Here is a 20,263-nt window from a genome sequence, read left to right on the forward strand (position 1 = left end):
TGACGTCACCTCGACACGCCGAGGCAGTTCCAGCCGCCGGTAGCTCAGCGTGACCTCGAACTCGAAGTTGCCAAGTGCGTTGGAGGCGTAATTTCACCGTTGCTGATGAACGTGGCGCTGCACGGGATGGAGGACGCCGCCGGGGTGCGATACCTGACCGGCACTCATGTTGGTCACACCGCTCCAGGCAGCCCGGTGGTGGTGAGATACGCCGACGATCTCGTGGCCCTGTGTCACTCCCGTGACCAGGTCGAGCAGGTCAAGGCGCGGCTCGTCGACTGGCTGACACCGAGAGGACTGGCCTTCCATGAGGACAAGACCCGCATCGTCCACCTCACGGAAGGCTTCGACTTCCTCGGGTTCCATGTCCGCCGGTACTCCAACGGCAAGCTCCTCATCAAGCCGAGCGCGGTGGCGGTGAAGCGACTCCGGAAACGGCTGCGCGCCGAGATGAGAAACCTGCGTGGCGGGAACGCCACCATGGTGATCACTCGTCTCAACCCGATCCTTCGGGGATGGGCGGCCTACTACCGGACGGTGGTCTCCAAACACACCTTCACCACGATCGACAGCTACCTGTGGTGGCTGACATTCAAGTGGGCGGTGCGCAACCACCGGAACAAGCCGAAGAAATGGGTGATTGCCCGTTACTACGGCACGTTCAACAGGTCCCGGGCTGACCGGTGGGTGTTCGGCGACCGCGACAGTGGCGCCTACCTCACCAAGACTGCCTGGACCAAGGTCGTCCGGCACCAGATGGTCGACGGCCGCGCATCCCCGGATGACCCCGACCGGGTCGGTTACTGGGCGGCGCGCGGCCGACGCGGGAAACCCCCGATCGACAGATGGGGGCTCATCCAACTCGACCGCCAGCGCGGGCGATGCCCGCTCTGCGGCGAACGGCTCCTGCACGACCATGACCCACAGTCGCCTGACGACTGGGAACAGTGGGTCAACACAGTCCGATCGGCGGTCCGCCGACAGGCGATCACCACCGACCGGCGACCGGGCCGGACGACCGGACCCGACGCTTCACGCCTCGTGCACACGTCCTGCGCCCGCACATCCGCGCGGCGCGGTGACCAGCCACAACACCACCGCCACGCACCATCCTGCGGCCCCTCGGGGCCTGCTTGAGCCGGATGCGGGGACGACTCGCCAGTCCGGTTCTGAGGGGGCCCCGGCGCGGCAACGCGCCGGGGCTACCCGACCAGGCGTTCCGCCACAACCGGACCACCGCCCGATACTTCTTCCCCCAGGATTCCTCGAACGCGTCCATCGCCTCCGCGGCGGCCGCCGGCGTCGGCGCGGTATAAATGGGCTTGAGGTCGCGTTTGATGGCGTCGTGGTCGGCACGCGAAGCCAGCCGGAAAGTGTTGCGGATCAGATGAATTATGCAGGTTTGGACGGTGGTAGCGGGCCACACGTTCTCGACCACCTCGGGCAGGCCTTTCAACCCGTCGCAGACGAGGAAGAACACGTCCGCCACACCACGGTTACGCAGGTCCGTAAGCACCGACATCCAAAATTTGGCGCCTTCGCCGCCGGACCCGGCCCACAGGCCCAGGACGTCCTTGTGGCCGTCGAGGGTGACCCCGATCGCCGCGTAGACAGGCCGGTTGGCGACCTGCCCGTCGCGGATCTTCACGACCACAGCGTCCACGAAGATCGCGGCGTAGACGCGGTCGAGGGGCCGCGAGGCCCAGTCGCTCATCTCACCCAGGACCGCGTCCGTGATCCGGGAGATCGTCTCCTTCGACACCGACGCCCCGTAGATTTCAGCGAAATGCGCCGAGATCTCCCCGGTCGTGAGCCCTTTCGCGTACAGCGACAGCACGATCTCGTCCACACCCGAAAGGCGTCGCTGCCGCTTCTTCACGATCTGCGGCTCAAATGTGCCCTCACGGTCCCGCGGAACCGCGATCTCCACTTCGCCGGCCGCTTCGGAGACGACAGTCTTCGTCCGGCTGCCGTTTCGGATGTTCGTGCTCTCCCGATCATGATCGGCATGGTTCTTCTCGTGGCCGAGATGTTCGACCATTTCTTCCTGCAATGCTGTTTCCAGCACCGTCTTGGTAAACAGCTTCAACAGACCGTCCGGGCCGGTCAGCGCCAGGCCCCGCGCCTTCGCGTCCGCGACCATCGCCGCTGCCGCGGCCTGCTCCGGCGACAGCTGCCGCCCCGAATCCCGATCTTGCCTGCGAGGGCTCATATCACCCGATGTCATCACTCACTGTGCCCATCCCGCCGGACCTAGGCCCGGCGTGTCGGGCCGGAAACACCGATCTTGAAACAGTCCCGGCTGTGGCGGGAGCCGTGCCCGAGATGTCCGCGTTCTCCGGCGCGACGCGGACCGAACTGGAAGCCTTCCAGCGACAGGCGTCGGCGGCAGAGCCCGGAACGGTCGTCACGGCACCGGCCGGCCGAGGACGTGTCCGGATCGGGTGCTGGCGGACAAGGCGTACAGCTCGAAGGGGAACCGGGCCTACCCGCGCCGGCGCGGGATCCGCGCCACCATCCCGGAGAAGAAGGACCAGGCCGCGAACCGCTACGACAAACTCGCCGTTCGCTACGAAGCAACGGTCACCATCGCCGCCGACCGGTTGGACACCCTCCTCGGAACCTGGGCCACCGCCGCGACTACCCGGCCGAGGACACGGCGACGGATCGCTGTCGACGGGAGAACCCTGCGCGGTACCCGGGACGGCGACACGAAGACCAGCGAGATTCCCATCCCGAGCTCAAAGACCTGCGTTGCCGACGGACCAGCGCAGACCGAGACCTTCCACGCGATCACCAGCCTGCCGACCCGCCAGGCCAGTTCCGCCCTGCTCACCGACCTTGCTCGCGGCCACTGGACAGTGAGAACCGACTGCACTGGATCCGCGACGTGATCTTCGACGAGGACCCCCACCGCGCCCGCATCGGCACCGCACCCCAGGTCATGGCCCGCCTGCGCAACCTCGCGATCGCGATTCTGTGCCTGACCGGCACCACCAACATCGCCCAGGCGCTACGTCATCACGTCCGCCGACCCGAACGACCACTCAACGCGATCATGATGCTCGGTTGCTACAGTAGCCGCGAAACCCACTGGCCACCCCGGCGGAGTTCCAGCGCCGGATTTGAACGGATGCTGCCTCCCGTTTCATACTGTCCAAATACGGAGTCGGCATCCGTTTTGTTATAGGTGTTGTGCAGGCGGGAAGGCAGGTCGTGCAGAAGGCCGGCCAGGGTGCCGGGCGCGCGTGGATGTCCAGCGCGCACGACCTGTTCCGCTTGCCGTGTCGGCCGCATGGACTCTGGGTGCCRCCAGGTGCCGGCGAGAAGTCGGTCGGTCGTCTCCGCGACCTTGCCGAAAATTGCTGTCACGGGTAAAACGAGCGTCCTAATTTCGAATGAAATAGTGAATAGTAAAAGGAGTTTTCGCATGAGGATAGGAGTTATTGGTGCCGGGTATATTGGCAAAACCCTCGCTCTGAAGTTGAGTGCGGCCGGGCACGACGTGAAGGTGGCCAACTCGCGGGGACCGGAAACGATCGGTGCCGACGTGCTGGTCTCGGGTGCGTGCGCGGTTCCCGCGGCCGACGCAGTGAAGGATATCGACGTCGTGATCCTCTCCATCCCCTTCAGTAAGATCCCGGCCGTGGCACCATTGCTCTCCGCGGTTCCGGACGAGACAGTCGTGATCGACACGTCGAACTACTATCCCGCCCGCGATGGCAAGATTGATGCTGTCGAGGCGGGGCAGGTCGAGAGCCTATGGGTGGCCGAACAACTCGGTCGTCCGATCGCCAAGGCATGGAACGCGATCGGCGCTGCCTCCTTCGCGGAGAAGGGCAAGCCGGCCGGCGCGCCGGACCGGATCGCACTCCCCATTGCCGCCGATCGCGACGAGGATCGACGGGTAACGCTGAAGCTCGTCGAGGACACGGGTCTCGACGCCTTCGACGCCGGCAGCCTCGCAGACTCGTGGCGCCAACAACCCGGAGCGCCGGCCTACTGCACCGACCTGACCCGTGACGCGATGGGAGCGGCGCTGGCCGCAGCGGAGAAGGCACGACTGCCGAAGCGCCGCGATCTGGCGGCCGCGGCCATGGCCGAGCGGATGGGCGACGGGACGACCAACCCGGACACGGATTACCTGCCCCGCCTCAACCGCGCCATCTGCATGTAGTCGGCCGTGCCGCCGCCCGAGGGGGACCCATCAGGCTCGGCCAGGCAGCGCGCCTTGCGGAACGCTGTTGCGAGCCGACCCACTCGTGATGTTTCGGCAGCGCCGGCGGATTCAACGACTGACGCGGCGCGCGCAACACGCCGGGCTGCCCTCGCCGGCATCGTCGGAGTCAGCTCCGTGACGGTCAGCCCTCACGGCTAGGGAAATTCGTGATCAGAGGGTCAGGACGTCTGGATGGCGAGGAGGCACAGGTCGTCCTCTCGGTCGGCGGTGCCGATGACGGTGGCGAGGACGCTGTCGCAGAGGTTGGCCAAACCTTGGAGGTTCTGGTGTGGGTCCTCAGCCGCGGTGGACACGGTCGCGGCGAAGGTGTCGAGCCCGTCTGTGATGGATACGTCCCGGCGTTCCACGAGCCCGTCGGTGTAGAGAAGTAGCCGGGTTCCAGGCGCCAGACGTAGGTCGCTCTGGTCGTAGACGAACGCGGGTTCGACGCCGAGGGTGGGACCGTGGGTGTCGTCGAGGTAGGCCGCGTCCTTGCCGGTGAGCAGGAGCGGTGGCGGGTGGCCGGCGCAGGACCAGGTAAGCCGGCCAGTGTCCGAGGCGAAGAGCGCCACGACCGCGGTGGCGAGGGGCCCATCCACGTCGGGGGCGAGATTCGCGGAGAGCTGGGTTGTGATGGCTGCGGGTGAATGGCCCTCGTACGCGTAGGCGCGGGCGGCATGGCGCAGTTCGGCCATGGCCGCGACGGCGGGCAGGCCGTGACCGCCGACGTCGCCAATCATCAGGAGAATGTTGCCATCAGGGAGCGCGGTGGCGTCGTACCAGTCACCGCCGATCTCGATGTCGCGGCCGGCGGGCAGGTAACGTGCGACCAGCTCGATCCCGGGCAGTTCCGGCATGGCCAGTGGCAGGATCGCGCGTTGCAGGATCTCGACGGTCGATCTCCATGGGGTGGCGTCGCCGGAAATGCCGATCGAGCGGAGGGGGCGGCCCCGCCGCGACCACGACACGACCCCGCCGCGGCCGTAGATCCACGTGTAGGAGCCGTCGGAGTGCACCACCCGGTACTCCATAGGGGACAAGCCGACCCCTTGCCGGGCCGCTTCTGTCCCGGTTCGCACCGCCTGGATGTCGTCGGGGTGGACATGAGCGAAGAGTGTGTCCATCGTCCCGCGGAGGCAGTCCGGGTCGAGGCCGTGCAACTCGGCGGTGCGCCGGTCCCAGCGCGCCCGATCACTCGGGAAGTCATACTCCCACATCCCGACGTCTACGGCGGCGGCCAGCGCAGCAGCCCCGACCTCCGGCGACGTCCGGGAGGACGCCGGCTCGGCCAAGCCGAATCGCTTGCTCATCATGTACACCGATCTCCGACCCGCAAACAATTAGTAGTCACGACCTAGCTAACGGTACTGCTCGTGGCAGCGCCCGAGCTCGCGAGAAACGAGAAGAATCCTCACCTAACTGGACGAATCGGCGGACTGCGACGCAGGCCATCGGTGATGTCGAGTGCGCCCATGGCAGCGTAGGGATCACACGCCATGGTCATGCCGTGGCGACCCTTGTCTGGCCTGACGATCTCGCGGCGCTGGAGGAGACCGTCGGAGCGTGAAAAGCGAACCTCTCGGTAGTGTGCGTCTGTACGCCGCCGTTTCGAGAGAACGTCGTCCTGTCCGATCCGCCGAGGCTTTGACGGCCGATTTTCATGATTGCATGAGAACGCCTTCGGCTTCACCTAGGCTGGTTTGGGATGGCGTCGTCAACGAGGATCTGGCAGCGCGGTGGCGGAATATCTCTTCCGAGCCGTGTGCAACGCGGGTATGGACCAGGCACCGACCCCGACCACCGCGAACATGCCGGTGAGAGCCTTGGAGGCTGTGCGAGTACGACTGGGTCGTTGTCCACGTAGACGACCCGGGCGTCCGGCGCCAGCTGCTGGGCGAGCTCGTGGACATTGCCCATCGTCGGCATGCTCGACCCGATGTCGAGGAACCGGCGAATGCCGACCTCACCGGCGAGGAAACGGACCGCCTCACCCAGGAACAGAAGGTTGTCCCGCACGGTGTCACGGATCTGCGGCCAGGTCTCCTCCAGCGTCGCCGCCGCTTCCCGGTCGGCCGGGAAGCCGTGCGCGCCACCGAGGAAGAAGCCGTAGAGCCGCGTCACGTTCGGACTCTCGGAACCCACCGGGGCGATAGCGTCGGCGCCCATCAGGAACGCCCCCGCGACGCCCGTGTCGTTCGGAGGGGGCCCGTGTTTGGCTGTCGGCACCGCTGGGCGCGGTGGTCGGCCGAGTCGGGTCTGGGGCTGCGGGGCTGGTCACGGTGCGTCGGACAGGCGATCCTCGTCACGGGTACGGCCCTCACTGACGGTAGGCAAAATGGGACCGCTACACCATCGTCCCGGCGGCGCCCGAGGGTCATTCCCTTCAGGACGAAGAACCTGTTCGTCCGTCTCGACCCCGCTTGAGCTGGGAAAACGCTGAGGGGAGCAGCTATCGCTTCGCGGCGGTACCGGCCCCTACTCCCCGCGGTGTGATCGATTCGCTACCGTGGGCATGCCAGTGGACTCGCGGAACGACACCGCTCGGTGGGCGCGTGACCAGGACAGCGCGTGATCCGCCAGCGGGATCATCTCCTCGTGCGGCCAGCAGGCGCTTGATCCAGCCACTGGCACCGACGTGGGATCGGCTGCTGACAGTCCGCCGTGATGGCTACCGCGGCTTCTCGTGCCGCCCGACGAACCGGGTGGCGGTGGTGACCATCAGGGCCAGCAGCAGGAGGCTCGCACCGAGAGCAACTTCCTGCCCGAGCCGGGTGCGCACGGAGGCCGTCGGGTCGGTCTCGGCCACGCCGGCAGCGAAGACCGTGATCGCCACGGCGAGGGCGGCAACGAGCCCGACGAGGCGGATCATCATGCTGGGGTCTTGGAGCCGGTCCCGCACCTGCTGGATGTCCTCATCGCGGCTCTCGGCGTCCTGCTGCCGCGTGGCTGTACGGGCGTAGCCCCGCATCAGATCGAGCGACACCTCACGGTCCCGCAGGTATTGCTGCCGGAATGGCGAGTCCCACAGCCTGGCAGCGGACAGCAGCCGAAGAGCCGCATCGAGACTGTCCACCGCCTCGGTGAAGCGGGCACACCGTCGCTGCCCGGTCGCGAGCCGAAACCGGAAAGTGTGGTCGTCGGGATACGCGGCGACCGCGTCCTCCGCGCGCGCCCGCAACTGCTCGCCTTGCCCAGGAAACGGCGGTGCAGCCGACAATGCGTGCAGCAGTACGTCCATGATCTGATGCGACCGTGGGCTGGCTGCCCACGCCTCGTCGAACAGACTGGACGCGTACTCGACCGTGCGGCGGCGGCTCCCATATGCACCGACAGACGGCGTGGCGGGCCGCGGCGAGGATGCCCTCCAGCGCGACGTGGACGCCGCGATCAAGGCAGAATCGCACGGTCTGATCGATCAGCGCTGGAGCGAACCCGCCGGGATCGTCCGGTTCCCTCAGGACCACGCGGCGCAGGTAGTCCTGCTCGACCTTACCGACCGTCTATGCGTGTTGAGTCGCCTCTGAGCTGGGCATACACGTCGTGAACATGTTCGTGACGTTGGCTAGCGCAGGCGAAGCCACATCGCACGGTTTCCCGAGATTCGGACGTCGGTAGCGAGCGACGCGCGGGCGGCCGACCACGGGCATCGAGTGGGCGGAAAGGAGTACGGGTCCGTTCCGATCACAGATCGTCGCTGGACGCGCGAGGAGCCGCGCTCGGATCGCGGCATGAGTGCGGGTCCGATCTTGGTTAACGCGACGTTGTGGACGAGCCAGGGTCCGGGCCGGGACCTGTGATTGTGTCGAGCCACGACGGGGCGGCCTGGGCGAGGTCTGCCAGCTCGGACAGCAGCGGGCTAGTGGTCGGGCTCAGTCGGAGTGGCTCATTCAGACGGCGCAGCTCGAATTGCTGGCCGACGCTGGGGTCGGGGCCGGTCGTCTCGGCCCGCAGGCGGGCGAGGATCGCGGTCGTGCTCGGTTCGGCCGCCCGCGCCTGGCTCATCGCCGCGGCGACGCCGGGCGCGATGTCGCGCAGCGCCGGGGCGACGTACGCGTCGTGGATCTCGATCAGCGCGCCGGCGATGACCTGCTCCGGCGGGCCCTCCGGGCCGAACAGCGCGCGCAGGTCGTCGATGATCTGCCCGCGCAGGAAGATCTCGCGGATGTGCAGCGCGATGCCACCGACGGCCGCCGCGTCGGGCGCCGGGTCCAGCACGAACCGCCGGCAGCGCTCGACGAGCTCGACCACGGCCGCGGTCAGCAGGCACTCGCCCATGAACACCAACGGGTCGAAGTCCTCGCCCCGGTCTTCCATGATCAGCATGGTGGTTTCGAGCAGCATGCTGGCGGCGAACATGTCGGCTACGACCTCGGCGCGCAGCTCGGCCGGCTGTAGCGACCGGTGCACATGGTCGGGGTCGAGGCCCGCGACTTCTACTGCGGCACGCATAATCCCGTCGGCCACGAGGCCGGCGTTCGGGGACGGCACCGAGTGGCCGATCTCGTGCAGAATGGCGAAGTACCAATGCGCGGCGTAGCCCTCGTCATATGGCGGCATCTCGTAGTCGTTGTAGCCCAGGTCCGGGATCCAGATCTGCCGCTCGAGTACCGACAGCGCCAGGCACCGCGCGGCGAGGTCGGCGTGGCCCAGCCGCAGCGCCATCTCGCCGATGAGCCGCAGCGTGGCGTACTCAGCCTGCTCGCGGCGCAGCGCTGCGTCGCTGTAGTCGTTCGAGAGAGTCTTGCGCAGGACGCCGGACATCTCGACGTACCGCGTGCTGAACACCGGCACCGTGACGCCGCCGCCTTGCAGGGTGAAGAGTTCAGGGAAGCCGCCCTCGACCCAGACTAGGTTCACCGGCCGGTTGGCGCGGCGCTCGGCGTGGGCGAGCACGAGGTTGAGATAGGTCGGCTTCCGCCGGTCGTAGAACTTCCAGCTGTGGTGGCGACCGAGCTGGGCCTCCACCACGGTGCGCAGCAGCGCCTCATCCACCGGGCGCTTGGGGCGCGCGGTCGGCCAGCAGCCGCTCCACCTGTTCGGGGGTCGGGTTGACGATCTCGACATCGCCGACCTTGATGACCCCGACCCGGTTGCGGTCGACCAGCCCTAGCACGAACGTCAGCACCGCCGGGATCTGTGGGGCCAGCAGCGAGGCGAGAACCAGCCAGGTCGCGGCGTCGCCCCCCAGGTTCTTGCGCTCGAACACGTGCACGCCCTCGGGCGCCGCTGGGCCGAGTGCCGCACGTAGCGCGCCGGCGTCGTCCTCGTCGGCAGTGGCAATCAGCACCTCGACGCGCTCGTCAGTCACCGGCCCAGCATAGGGTTTAGTGCCCGCCGGGATACAGGTGCGGCACCGATCAGGGACCACCGGGTCGGGCGCTTGTCGGGCGGTTCAGCTGGGCGTCGATGAGTTCGGCTTCGAGGTCGGCGAGACGCCTGTCGAGGAAGCGGTTGTTGGAGCGGGCGGCGTGCAGCTTCTGTTCCAGGCCCCGGTTGTCGTCGGTGAGCTGGTGGACGCGCTGCTTGAGCGCGGTGTTCTCTTCGGCGACGCGTTGGGCGGTGCCCTCGATGTACTCGGCTTGCAGGTCTCGGAGTTGTCCGAGGAGGATGCCGATCCGTTTCCGTTGGGTGTCGATCTCGGTGTAGGTGGCCTTGAGGGCGTCCTCGGCGTTGAGAGCCCGCTGGTGCCAGGACGCTTCGACTTGCGCGTCGTGTGTTGCGTGGGTTCGGCGTCGCTGGTCGCCGCTGGCGGCGATCGCGGTGGTCACGAGTTTCTTGGCGTCGGCATTCTGGTAGAGGAAGGTGCGCGAGACTCCGGCCCGCCGCGCGACGGCCGGGTAGGTGACCGGAGTTCGCTCGCGGCGCAGGGTGCGCAGCGTCGCCTCGATGCGGTCGAGCTTGTCGCGGGTGGCCTGCTGGCGGGCCTGGTTCGCGGCCGTCGTGCGCGCCGTTCCCGCTTCAGAGTTGGTCATGCGGTGGCCTCCACGCCGTCGATGGTGGCCAGGTCGGTAGTGCGGAACGCGGTGGTCCAGAGGCGGTGGAAGTAGTCCTGGGGGCGGCGCAGGTCCAGCGCGGCTGCGTCGTCGAGCAGGCCGAGTCCGGCGAGTGCGCGTTCCAGTCCGGCGATGGCGCGGGCCGTGGGCTCGAACTGCTGGTGCAGCCAGTCGGCCATCTCGTCGGTGGGTGCGCGTTCGGCGAGGGAATACCACTGCTCGCGTTTGCGCCGCCAATAGAGCAGGTCGGCGCCGGTCATCACGAACTTGTCGCAGTGCTCGCAGTCCAGCTTCCAGGGACAGGCGCCGCCGTCGACGACGACTTGGTAGGTGCAGATCCCGCCTTCGGTCGGGGTGGCGCGCCGTCCGAGGTCGATCGCCAAGGCGTGGGCCTGCTCGCTCGACAGCGGCGTCAACCTGTCGGAGATCAGCTGACCGGGTTGTGGCGCGCCGGGACCGGTGACCCAGACCTGCTGGAGAACGTCGTCGAGGTCGCTGAGCGCGACCTTGGCGTAGTGCTCGGTCATCCGTTCGGAGACATGGCCGAGGTATCGCTTGATGTGCGCCAGGCTCGCGCCGGCGGCCAGCAGTCTGGTCGCGAGCGTGTGGCGGGCCTGGTGCGGGACCGCCGGGCCGAGGTTGAGGCCGTGCAGCCAGCGGCGGAAGTGCCCGTGGAACCAGGTGTAGCTGACGGGATACGTGCCGTGGGGGTTCTTGTAGCCGCGGGGGAACATCGCCATGGTCGCGCGTTCCTGCGGCGTCGGTGTCCGCGCGTAGCGCTGCTCGAAGCGGGTGACGGTCGTGCGTTGCCGGTCCCGCAGCCGCTGGTAGGTGTGGTCGGGGATGCGGATGGCCTCGTTGTAGTTGCCGACCTTGGTCTGGTCGTGCCAGAGGAGCGGAACGCCGTTGTAGATCCCGACGCAGTCCAGCCGCAGCCCGAGAACTTCGCCGGCCCGCCGCCCCGTGATGACGATCGTCTCCCAGATGTCGCGGGCTCCCCGGTCCTCGATGTCGGTCTGGGCGAGCAGGGCGAGGTTGGCCGGCTCGGCAAGAGAGCGGGCGGTGTCGTCGGTGTAGGGGCTGCGGGGCCGGAAAACGGGCTTGTCTCCTGCCGGGAAGGAGACGACGAACTCCCGGTCCAGCCCGACCGGCTCGGTGCGGCCGGACTCCAACGCCGCCCGCATGATCCTGCGCAGGATGTCGAAGGTGCTCTTGCAGGTGACGTCGGTGACGACGGGCCGCCTGGTGTGGTAGCTCGGCCGTAGCGCCGGCAGCTGGTCTCGGGCTCGGCGCCGATGATCGGCGACGAACAGCTCGACGTGTCCCGCGCGCAGCAGCGGTGGGTCCTGGCCGCCTCCGGGAGCGTTGGCCTCCAGAAACGCCGCGAGTTCCTGCACCGCGACGCGGATCGCGAAGTAGGTGCCCCGGCCGCGGGGGCAGTCGACTGAACGGAGAAGGTCCGCTAGGTGGTCCCAGAGCAGATCACGAAGCCACCGCTGCGGGATCAGGGTCAGGTCGAACCTGCTGTTGAGATGGGTGATCCTGCGGCCGAAGTGCTCGAAGTCGATGTACCCGGCCGTCTTGCTCTCGCTCGGCGTCACGTAGACGATCTCCAGATCGCGGCGAATCTCGGTCACGATCATCCGCTCGTGAGCGCCCGCGCCGTCGAGGTCGTAGTCCGCCATCGAGGTGAGACCGTGGCAGCCGTCGACGACCCGCAGGATCGCGTGCATCCACCACCGGGTGTGGTCGCTGCGCTGGGTGTAGGCGTGCAGGGCCCACTTCAGTTCCGCCGTGACCAGCGGGCTCAGGCCGTGAAGGCTGATCTGTCCCGGGCGCGGCGCCGGCGGGACCTGGCGGCACCAGCGGCGAAACGCCGGCTCGTCGTCATAGGCGACCGCGACGCTGCGACCGCGGCGGTCTAACCAGCGGCCCCAGTTGGACGGCAGTCGAGCGCCGCCGGGGGACCCGGCCCGTCGGTAGAGCTTCTCGTGGTCCTCGCACAGCCGCAGCGGCGAGCGGGCCAGATCGGTGCAGCACTGCGCGGCGCATGCGCCGAACGAGGTGCACGGCGTCTGGACGGACAACCATGCCTCGAACTCGCCGTCGTCCAGCACGTGCACCGATCCGGCGCACGCCTGCCAGCGGCGCAGGTGGAAGGTGCACAGCTCGACGAGCACCTTCCGCTCCGCCGGCCGGCCGCACCGCGGCACGCGGCAGCCGCCGGGCGCGGCCAGCCGCTTCTGCGCGGCGACCGGCGTGGCGGTGCGCAGGAACTCCAGCCGTTCCACGCCGGCAGCCTCCGCCTCGCGCCAGCGGTTCAGGTGGTTTCCGCACAGCTCGCGGGCGCGGATGTAGCCGTCGCAGCCTTCGATCAGGCAGTTCCAGTGCAGTGCCGGATGGTCGCGGGGGACGCGGATGACGTCGTCCCGGAACAGAGGGTCGAAGCCCGGCCCGCCGATCAGGGCGGTCAGAATCTCCAGCCGGTCCCGCGACTCCCGGCCCGGATGCGGCGGGACGAGTCGAGCGACGGGCTCGGTCACGTCTGGTTCCAGACCTTGCGCAGGGCCGCGTCGAACTGTGGATTGTGGATGTCCGTGTGGCCGTAGATCTGGTCAACCGTGGCGGCGGACGCCCAACCGCCGGCGTCGCGGGCGATCGTGAGGTTGCCGGCCGAGGCGTCCAGGACCGCGGTGGCGAAGGTGTGCCGCGCCTGGTGCGGGTGCACCCGGCCGAGCCCGGCACGCAGCCCGGCCCGGCGGAACATGCCGCGGGCACCAGCGGCCGACAGCGGCTGTCCGTAGTCCTCGCCGGCGAGCTGCACCAGCAACATCCCGTGACCGGTCGCCGCCGAGCGGGGATAGTCGCTGGTCATGTAGGCGAAGTAGGTGTGGATCATCTCGGAGCTGACCCGGCGGATCAACCCGCCGTGCACGACCCCGTTCACCAACTGCCAGGGGTGTTTCGTCTTCACCCTGGCCTTGTTGACGTTGCCCTCGCGGTGGCAGATGTGCACGTGGGCGCTGCGCGCCTGGGCGCACTCGGCGTTCTCCCGTAAGTGCAGGTCCGCCAGATGCAGCCCGCACAGCTCGCCGATCCGGAACCCGCCGTCATACAGCCACGTGACGATCATCCGGTCGCGAGCCGTGGTCGCCTTCCGCAGCAGCCGGCCACGGCCCTCGTCTGGCAGCATCTTCGGATGCCGCCGGCCGCCCTTGACCGGTGCCAGCGGGTTGGCCGGCATCGTCGAGGTCACATGCCCCAGCAACGACCTGTTCCGGTCCACCTTCGACGGCAACCGAACCTGGTCCAGGTCCCGGCGAAGCTCGACGTGGCGATGCTCGTCCGGCAGCCCAAGGTAGAAGGCCTTCAGCACCGACGCCGCGGTGCCCAAGGTGGTCGCGCCGTACGGCTGCTTGCCCACCCGCCACGGCTCACCCAGCGGCATCCGCACCTCGGCACCGACGATCCCCATGTACCGCTGAAGATCCCGCAGCCGCACCGCCTCGAGCTCCAGCGCTTCGCGTTCAAGCCACCGCAGGTGATCCACCAGCAGGTACGCGTACGTCCGCTGCGTACCCGGCTCGCCGTCGTACCGACGCAGGAACCGGTCCGCCTCCTCGTAGACCGCGCCCTCGGGCCACAGGATCGTCCACGACCGCCGCCCGCTCCCGAGGAAGACCTCCTGGACTCGTATCTGCCCGACAACCCGCCTGCGGTCCACACACCCTCACATCCCTACGTCCCGAACGTAGAGATCACGAAAGGTTAGCGGCGCCGAAGGATCAACGTCCCACGCCGCTCCGGACGTCACGTACACCAAGAGGACGGTCGGAAAGCTCGACCAGCGCGACACCGCGCCCGGCCCGCGCTCGTAGCGCCCGAGCGACCGAGCTCTTCCCCGCTCCCGAGTTGCCTCGGATCACCACCAGCGTGGCCGCAGCAGACCCCGTCACCGAACCGTCGGGCATGTCCCTCATGGTGCCAGCACCAGTCCACTACGGGCGCCGACCAGGTCGCCTTGTTCGCAGCGTGTCCAGCTCGGGCGGTTCCCCCACGAAGCGATAGCCCTCTCTGCACGCATTCGTGCAGGTCACGAAGACAGGACGCCTCGAACACATCGTTCGTCATGGAGGGAATGACCACTGGGCGCGGTCTGGGTGATGGTGTGACGGTTTCCGCTCCCACCCTGCCGAAGGATCGTCCGATGTCCACCGCTCCTGACTGCGGCTCTGCTGCGCTGCTGCCCCGCAAGACCACGTGGGTTCCTAACCGGTGCCGCGCAGGCACGCACCTGGAGCGGTGCCATCACCGATATCGCCCCATCTACAGACCCAGCGGCAGGCCCGCGGCGACGTGTGACGACTCGGGTCTCCGTCGACCGCCTCGCGTCCCTGACCGACGCCGCGCCGTGGCCGTACGCCAGGCTCTCCTGCGGCCTTGCCCAGCGCGTATCTGGAGAGGAGAGGGACCAGCATGACCGTCTCAGCGTCGGAGAAGATCGACTTCACCATGATGTATGTGACACATGATGCCTTCCGCCGTGATCTCGCCCGGTTCATCGCCGCGGCGGAGGCGGACCGGTGCGAAACCCCTGGGGTCCGCGCCGGCTGGGAGAACTTCAGGACGCAGCTGCTGCTACACCACACGGTGGAGGACAACGCCTTGTGGCCTCAGCTGCGGGAAGCGGTGGCTGACCGGCCCACCGACCTTGCCCTGGTCGAGGAGATGGAGGCCGAACACGCCGAGCTCGACCCGCTGCTCGCCGCCGTCGACGCCGCGCTGACCGACAAGGCCTCCGCGGCTCGCCCCGGCGATCTCGCGGAACGTGTCGCGGCCGTCCTAGGCCACCATCTCCAGCACGAGGAGAAGGCCGCACTGCCGCTCATCCAGTCGGCGCTGACACCCGCGCACTGGAAGGCGTTCTCCGGTCAGATGCGCCGCCGGCAGGGCGTGAAGGGAACGGCGACCTACGTGCCGTGGATCCTTGATGGTGCCTCTCCCGAGCGCCGGCGTGATTTCCTGGCGGTGATGCCACCGCCTGTCCGGATCCTTCATCGTGTCTCCTGGGAGAGGCGCTACCGCCAGCGTGAATTCTGGATTTCCTGAGCAGGACCGCTGGCATGCCTCGCCGCCGTCCGACGCCGCCACCACGACGCGCCGAGGCACGAGCGCGTCACTCGGGGGTCAGGACGCGGCGATCGGAATCCTGGTCAAGGTCGACTACCTTTCGGCGATCCTCCCACCGCCGGCCGGCCTGATGGCGACGATTCACACGAAGGCGCCCCTATGAATCAGATGGATCTGATGTCGCTGCGTCCGCGACGTGCGGCGTATGCAACACGCGTCGCATACCGCCTCCGCGACAGCGGGCCGCTCGACGAACGGACTGGGAAGCGGCCACGCCGCCCAGACCATCTCCCATGAGACCGGCCCCACTCCCGCCGCACCGCCGCGCCCGCGCACCCCGCGAACGTCACGTTCCCGTGCACCAGCAGCCGCGCCACCTCACGCCAGAACTTGACCGCGCTCCGGGCGTTCCACGCCGGATGCTTCTGGATTCAACATCGGCGCCGGGGTCCCCCCCCGGGGCTGCTAACCACCGGCCGGGCCGCGCGGCATGTGTAACGCGGGGACGGACCACAGATCGGCCCGATTACCAAGAAGATTCTGGTCAGAAGCCTGAAGCCTGCACAGGTACGATCGGTACCTCCCCTGGGTTGCGCATGCCTACTCTTGAGGCTCCCGTGGCGACGCCAGGCCGTTGGACAGCTGACGTCACCGTGGCACAGCCAGTGATTTGCGCGATCTACCGGGAGGGAAGACATTCGGGACATGCATCCGGTGGTCGACGTCGTGCTGGAGCCCGGTCTGCGCTACACGGAGACGATCGAGTCGGGTGCGGGTAACCGGTCCGTGCGCTACTGCCGGCTCGTGGCAGACGAGGACACGCCCGTGGGCGAGCTGGAGGTGCATTCCTTCCGGTGGCGTTTCGGTGCGGTGGCGGTCGACGCCGAAGGTATCGGCGGGGTGGAGGTGCAACCGTCCTTCCGTCGGCGTGGCCACATGGGCCGGCTTCTCCGCCAGACGCTGGAGCGCATGTCACGTCGGGTGACCGTTGCGGCGGTGTCCGATGGTATCCAGGGCGTGTACGAGAAGTTCGGCTTCGCCACGTCCGTTGCCGAGGGCCACCTGGACCTTCGCGTTCGCGACGTCGAACGCGCCGCTGCCGCCGCTGCGCCGGCCACCGCGCGGGTCCGGCCTGGCTCGACCGAGGACCTGCCGGCGATGGTGGACCTTTACAACTCGACGCACGCCCACCGGCCGTGGACCCACGAACGCCCCGCGGACTGGAACCGTCTGGTAACCCGGACGACCTGGCGGCCAGGCTCGGAGATCATCGTCGCGGAGGCCGAGGGGATGCTCGCGGGATATGCGATCGTGGCGGGGCGGTCGTTCGGCGACGGCTACTTCGGGCTGACTGTCCAGGAGATGGCGGCCAGCGACGCGGACGTCGCCCTCTGTCTGCTCGCCGACGTAGCCGCGATGGCCTGGGAGCTGCGTGTCAGCGAGTTTCGGGTGCGGGAGCCGTCCGATGGCGTCGTGGGGCGGCTCGCGCGGCACCTGGGCTGCGCGTACCAGCAGGAGTTCCCGCCGACCGGCGGGATGATGGCCGCGATCCTGAACCGGTCGGGGCTGCTGGCAGCCCTTGAGTCGGAACTTCGGCGCCGGAACCGCGGCGGCGCCGTCGACGTCGCGATGGACGAGCTGGCCCGCGGGGAGCTCATCCCCGACAATGGGCTTCTGGTCCGCCTGCTCCTCGGATACTCCTCGGCCGCTGACGCGTCGACGCTCGCGGCGGTCGTCCCGGAACACCATCGGCGAACATGCTCGGCGTGGTTTCCGGGTGGCGGCACGGCGGCGCTGCCGGTGCCCTACGCGCACGCGTTGGACCGGTACTGAATCACCATCGGCACCGACGCGTTTGGCGAACTACGACGACGGTCGACCCATGGCCGGTGGCCAACAAGCTCGTTGCCAGGCACGGCGACTGGCCATGATCCAGCGATCTCTACAGTAGGCGTCGGGTACAGCTGAGCAACCGACCGTGTATATGAGCAGTACGTGAGCAGCGGTCAGATTTATCCGAGTAGTCGCCGCTCTCGGTGGCGTTCTGTCACATGGTCTCGGGTGTCTACGAGCGACGGGCCGTTCTCGGTGAACAGGCCCTCCGCATCGACCCGGCCCGGCGCAGAGGGCGCTCAGCCTGACTTTTCCATGTCGACGAACTCCACGGCCCCGTAACCGTCGAACGTCTCGGCATGCCGGCCGGTCTCGGTGAAACCGAGGCGCTGGTACAGGCGGATGGCGCGTTCGTTGAAGGCGGCGACGTAGAGCACGACCCGGCGCTGCCCGTAGAAGGGGCGGGCGAACTCCAACCCGGCCAGCACGAACTGCTCGCCGAGCCCTCGGCCGGTGAGATCGGGCCGCAGGCCGAACCCGTAGAACAGCGCGTCGCCGTGCAACTCGAAGAAGTAGATACCGCAGGACGACGTGATCTCGCATCTGATCGAAGAGGGCTACCCGGAGAAGGCCATCCTCATCGAGTGCATGACCTACGCGGTCGCCGGGATGGTGACCACGCGGGAGTTCATCGTCATGGCCGCCTGGCACCTGTTCGACAACGACAGCCTGCGCGCTCGTTTCCTCGCCGCCGACGAGACCGAGCATGTCGGGATCCTGGAGGAGATCCTCCGCCTGGAGCCGGTCGCCGCCATGGTGCACCGCCGGGCCACCGAGGACGCCGACCTGGGCACCGGCTCCGCCACCAAGGGCGAGCTGCTCGCGGTGGACATCCGCGCCGCGAACGTCGACCCAGAGTCGGTCGGCGAATGCCCGCACTCCATCCACCCGGACCGGGCGAAGCGGATGCGGACCGTCGGCTCCTTCATGAGCTTCGGCGACGGCAGCCACCGCTGCCCCGGCGCCCAGGTCGCGATGAACGAGACCCGGGTCTTCCTCGACCGGCTATTCCGCCTCCCCGGCCTGCGCCTGGAGCACGAGCCTGAGATGACCTGGTGCGACGGCCTGATGAGCTACGAACTGCGCGGCGCCACGGTCTCCTGCTCCGCCTGACCCGCGGGCTGGTCGTCGTCCACGGCCGCGTGGGCGGCGTCGTCGACGTCGAGCAGGATGACTTCCAGCCGGGCGAGGCGCAGCGCCGCCGACCGCCGGCGGGGTGAGGCCATCAGCCAGCCCGCGGCCGCCATCACCGCCCGTTCGTAGGGGTGCTCGCCCGGCACCGTCTCCACCACCTCGCCGCGCAGGTGCACCAGCATCGACGGGATGTCGATGGCCACCGGGCAGACCTGCGGGCACGCCCCGCACAGCGTGGAGGCGTACGGCAGCGACGGGTTGTCCGCGACACCGGTGAGCAGCTGATCCGCTGACCTGCTGACCCGCCCAGCGCGTCCGGTTCAGCGTCCCGTTTCGCCAGCCACGCCGGTACCGCCCGTTCCGCCGATTCCGGCCGCGCCTCCGGATCCGTTCGTGCCGTCGGCGCAGAGCCGCTCCTGGACCACGGTAAAGGCGGTTCCGGTTTCGTTGATCTGGACGAAGGCGTTGCAGGCGGCGGGCTTTCCGATGTTCTTTCCAAGATCGACCGGTGTAACGAGGCCGCCGGCGTCGAAGTCGGAGAGGCCACGTAGCGCRCTGATGAAACCCTCGCGGGACGGGCAGGGACCGGCAAGCTCCAGACCGCGCAGGAACAGATCAGCATAAATGTAGGCGAACATCGCGAACTGCTGGTCGGAGTTTCCGGACTCCGGGGCGAATTTCGCCATCGACTCACGGTAACGCTCGATCGCCGGGCCCCCCGCCTCGAACGGACGGAAGTAGACGGGGAACGACACCCCGCTGAGCTGCGACCCCATGGCGGTAATCAGTTGCTGGTCGTAGCCACTCAGCCCGACGACGGTGCCGATATTCACTCCGGTCGCGCGGGCGGTGGACACGATGGTGGCGATGTCGCCGGGCCCGGAGAGCGCGAGCAGCGAGTCGGCGCCCGAGGACTTGATACGGGCCACCACCTGAGCAGGGCTGTCAGCCGCCGCGGAGAACGGGATCGTCGCCGTCACCGTCAGCCCGATGCTCTGCAGAGCGCCGGCGTACTGGGCCGCGCTGTCCACGGTGGTCTGCGCCGTACCGGTGGTGACGAGGGCGACCTTCTCGCCACCAGTAGCCTGGATGTAGCGACCCACCGTCTCCGGAGAGGCGCTGTAGGTATCGGAGATCATGTTCTGGTGCTCCGCCCAGCCTGGCTCCACGGCGAACCCGACCACCGGCACCTGTTCCTCCGCGAGCCGGGACATCGCCTCACTGAGCGCGACCGTGACAGCGACGAGCCCGAAGACGGACTCCTGCTGGACGAGTTCCTGGGTGACCTGGCTGGCCTGCTGGGGCTGGCCGCCGTCGTCGCGCCAGGCGTACTCCACCCGCCGGCCGTGGACGCCGCCGGCCGTGTTCGCCGCGCCGATGCGGGCGTCCATACCGGCCCTCGCCGCCGCGAACGCCTCGGCACCGACTCCGGAGTCGGAGACGACAAATCCGATCTTGACGGCGTCAGGCGTCACCCCAGGGCCGGTACAGGCGACACTCACATTCGTGCTGTTGTCCGTCGAGCAGCCGACCAGGGCTGCGCCGAAGAACCCAGCGGCCACGGCTAACCGGTTGAACCGACCACCAACACGCACAGCGTCCCCCTCCGTTGGTCCCGGACGAGGTATCCGGGACACGACCATCGGCGACGAGCCGCTGCGATCGCCACTCCCCGCACTCTTCACATCACTGTCTGAAGAGCAAATCAGTGCTGGACAGAATGCTAACGAACAGGACAGTCCGGCGAGAAATGACACGAGTCCGTCACGGAAAATTTGTCGCCACCTGAACACGGAACGACGCGGGGGGGTGTCTCTATGGCGTTGTCAAGCGGCGCGGGCCGGCTCAGGTGCGGGATTGGTAGCGGGCGGCTGGTAGTGCTTGCGGTCGCGGA

17 protein-coding genes and 4 pseudogenes are annotated in these 20,263 nt (G+C 68.2%); 7 read left to right on the forward strand and 14 right to left on the reverse strand.

The annotated features are described in order from the left end of the window. Positions 1–90: 90 nt before the first annotated feature. Positions 91–642, forward strand: a pseudogene (locus CC117_RS40930) (group II intron maturase-specific domain-containing protein); the annotation flags it as partial. A gap of 346 nt (positions 643–988) precedes the next feature. Here CC117_RS40930 and CC117_RS33060 read toward each other — a convergent pair. Continuing rightward, positions 989–2,212 carry an IS256 family transposase gene (locus CC117_RS33060; protein ID WP_456320359.1) on the reverse strand — a complete coding sequence of 408 codons (1,224 nt, stop codon included), beginning with the start codon at positions 2,210–2,212 and terminating at the stop codon, positions 989–991. Between the two features lie 205 nt (positions 2,213–2,417). On the opposite strand from CC117_RS33060, the pseudogene CC117_RS36910 reads away from it, so the two are divergent. The 3 genes and pseudogenes from CC117_RS36910 to CC117_RS33070 form a co-directional block, all read left to right on the forward strand. Then, positions 2,418–2,559, forward strand: a pseudogene (locus tag CC117_RS36910) (IS5 family transposase); the annotation flags it as partial. 331 nt (positions 2,560–2,890) lie between these two features. Next, a complete protein-coding gene (locus CC117_RS40815; RefSeq protein ID WP_131803184.1) occupies positions 2,891–3,190 on the forward strand; it encodes a hypothetical protein in 300 nt (99 codons plus the stop codon). A gap of 240 nt (positions 3,191–3,430) precedes the next feature. Further along, on the forward strand, positions 3,431–4,177 hold the full coding sequence (locus CC117_RS33070) for an NADPH-dependent F420 reductase (RefSeq protein ID WP_071092173.1): 747 nt from the start codon (positions 3,431–3,433) through the stop codon (positions 4,175–4,177). 221 nt (positions 4,178–4,398) lie between these two features. On the opposite strand, the gene CC117_RS33075 is transcribed toward CC117_RS33070, so the two are convergent. The 10 genes and pseudogenes from CC117_RS33075 to CC117_RS40825 form a co-directional block, all read right to left on the reverse strand. Next, positions 4,399–5,529 (reverse strand): SpoIIE family protein phosphatase, encoded by a 1,131-nt coding sequence (locus tag CC117_RS33075; RefSeq protein WP_241830633.1) that lies wholly within the window; start codon positions 5,527–5,529, stop codon positions 4,399–4,401. Positions 5,530–5,905: 376 nt separating this feature from the next. Beyond that, positions 5,906–6,385, reverse strand: a complete 480-nt coding sequence (locus CC117_RS33080; RefSeq protein WP_084133150.1) for an SAM-dependent methyltransferase — start codon at positions 6,383–6,385, stop codon at positions 5,906–5,908. 502 nt (positions 6,386–6,887) lie between these two features. Then, a complete protein-coding gene (locus tag CC117_RS37155) occupies positions 6,888–7,457 on the reverse strand; it encodes a hypothetical protein (RefSeq protein WP_071092180.1) in 570 nt (189 codons plus the stop codon). A 100-nt stretch (positions 7,458–7,557) separates the two neighbouring features. Beyond that, positions 7,558–7,707, reverse strand: a pseudogene (locus CC117_RS40820) (kinase); the annotation flags it as partial. 262 nt (positions 7,708–7,969) lie between these two features. Beyond that, the gene (locus CC117_RS33095; RefSeq protein ID WP_071092186.1) at positions 7,970–9,211 is read right to left on the reverse strand and encodes a hypothetical protein; all 1,242 of its coding nucleotides are present in this window, start codon (positions 9,209–9,211) and stop codon (positions 7,970–7,972) included. Further along, on the reverse strand, positions 9,204–9,527 hold the full coding sequence (locus CC117_RS33100; RefSeq protein ID WP_071092188.1) for a hypothetical protein: 324 nt from the start codon (positions 9,525–9,527) through the stop codon (positions 9,204–9,206). Before CC117_RS33100 ends, CC117_RS33095 begins: the two co-directional genes overlap by 8 nt. Positions 9,528–9,576: 49 nt before the next feature. Continuing rightward, positions 9,577–10,191: a DUF6262 family protein gene (locus CC117_RS33105; RefSeq protein ID WP_071092190.1), complete on the reverse strand. Its 615-nt coding sequence runs from the start codon at positions 10,189–10,191 to the stop codon at positions 9,577–9,579. Beyond that, positions 10,188–12,755 carry a tyrosine-type recombinase/integrase gene (locus CC117_RS38370; RefSeq protein WP_198542074.1) on the reverse strand — a complete coding sequence of 856 codons (2,568 nt, stop codon included), beginning with the start codon at positions 12,753–12,755 and terminating at the stop codon, positions 10,188–10,190. The genes CC117_RS33105 and CC117_RS38370 overlap by 4 nt, the downstream gene beginning before the upstream one ends. Continuing rightward, positions 12,752–13,936: a tyrosine-type recombinase/integrase gene (locus tag CC117_RS33115; protein ID WP_071092197.1), complete on the reverse strand. Its 1,185-nt coding sequence runs from the start codon at positions 13,934–13,936 to the stop codon at positions 12,752–12,754. The genes CC117_RS38370 and CC117_RS33115 overlap by 4 nt, the downstream gene beginning before the upstream one ends. 115 nt (positions 13,937–14,051) lie before the next feature. After that, positions 14,052–14,183, reverse strand: a pseudogene (locus tag CC117_RS40825) (kinase); the annotation flags it as partial. Positions 14,184–14,688: 505 nt separating this feature from the next. On the opposite strand from CC117_RS40825, the gene CC117_RS33120 reads away from it, so the two are divergent. Beyond that, positions 14,689–15,321 (forward strand): hemerythrin domain-containing protein, encoded by a 633-nt coding sequence (locus CC117_RS33120; protein ID WP_071092200.1) that lies wholly within the window; start codon positions 14,689–14,691, stop codon positions 15,319–15,321. Between the two features lie 726 nt (positions 15,322–16,047). Then, positions 16,048–17,175 carry a GNAT family N-acetyltransferase gene (locus CC117_RS33125; RefSeq protein ID WP_071092203.1) on the forward strand — a complete coding sequence of 376 codons (1,128 nt, stop codon included), beginning with the start codon at positions 16,048–16,050 and terminating at the stop codon, positions 17,173–17,175. A 299-nt stretch (positions 17,176–17,474) separates the two neighbouring features. Here the strand turns inward: CC117_RS33125 and CC117_RS33130 are convergent, their stop codons facing one another. Next, on the reverse strand, positions 17,475–17,738 hold the full coding sequence (locus CC117_RS33130; protein WP_241830634.1) for a GNAT family N-acetyltransferase: 264 nt from the start codon (positions 17,736–17,738) through the stop codon (positions 17,475–17,477). A 28-nt stretch (positions 17,739–17,766) separates the two neighbouring features. On the opposite strand from CC117_RS33130, the gene CC117_RS33135 reads away from it, so the two are divergent. Then, complete coding sequence (locus tag CC117_RS33135; RefSeq protein WP_241830635.1) at positions 17,767–18,348, forward strand: cytochrome P450; 582 nt, start codon at positions 17,767–17,769, stop codon at positions 18,346–18,348. Here CC117_RS33135 and CC117_RS39660 read toward each other — a convergent pair. Both CC117_RS39660 and CC117_RS33145 read right to left on the reverse strand, forming a co-directional pair. Then, on the reverse strand, positions 18,309–18,572 hold the full coding sequence (locus tag CC117_RS39660; protein WP_071092206.1) for a hypothetical protein: 264 nt from the start codon (positions 18,570–18,572) through the stop codon (positions 18,309–18,311). The genes CC117_RS33135 and CC117_RS39660 overlap by 40 nt on opposite strands. Positions 18,573–18,689: 117 nt before the next feature. Next, positions 18,690–19,964, reverse strand: a complete 1,275-nt coding sequence (locus tag CC117_RS33145) for an ABC transporter substrate-binding protein (protein ID WP_241830636.1) — start codon at positions 19,962–19,964, stop codon at positions 18,690–18,692. Between the last annotated feature and the right edge of the window lie 299 nt (positions 19,965–20,263).

Origin of the sequence: Parafrankia colletiae (assembly GCF_001854655.1) — a bacterium.
Classification (GTDB): Bacteria; Actinomycetota; Actinomycetes; order Frankiales; family Frankiaceae; genus Parafrankia; species Parafrankia colletiae.

Bases quoted from the DNA above. Each gene is read 5' to 3' on its own strand.
- CC117_RS33060 (WP_456320359.1), bottom strand. From the start codon at position 2,212: ATGAGCCCTCGCAGGCAAGATCGGGATTCGGGGCGGCAGCTGTCGCCG.
- CC117_RS33125 (WP_071092203.1), top strand. From the start codon at position 16,048: ATGCATCCGGTGGTCGACGTCGTGCTGGAGCCCGGTCTGCGCTACACG.
- CC117_RS33070 (WP_071092173.1), top strand. From the start codon at position 3,431: ATGAGGATAGGAGTTATTGGTGCCGGGTATATTGGCAAAACCCTCGCT.
- CC117_RS33075 (WP_241830633.1), bottom strand. From the start codon at position 5,529: ATGAGCAAGCGATTCGGCTTGGCCGAGCCGGCGTCCTCCCGGACGTCG.
- CC117_RS33120 (WP_071092200.1), top strand. From the start codon at position 14,689: ATGACCGTCTCAGCGTCGGAGAAGATCGACTTCACCATGATGTATGTG.
- CC117_RS33105 (WP_071092190.1), bottom strand. From the start codon at position 10,191: ATGACCAACTCTGAAGCGGGAACGGCGCGCACGACGGCCGCGAACCAG.
- CC117_RS33080 (WP_084133150.1), bottom strand. From the start codon at position 6,385: ATGGGCGCCGACGCTATCGCCCCGGTGGGTTCCGAGAGTCCGAACGTG.
- CC117_RS37155 (WP_071092180.1), bottom strand. From the start codon at position 7,457: ATGGACGTACTGCTGCACGCATTGTCGGCTGCACCGCCGTTTCCTGGG.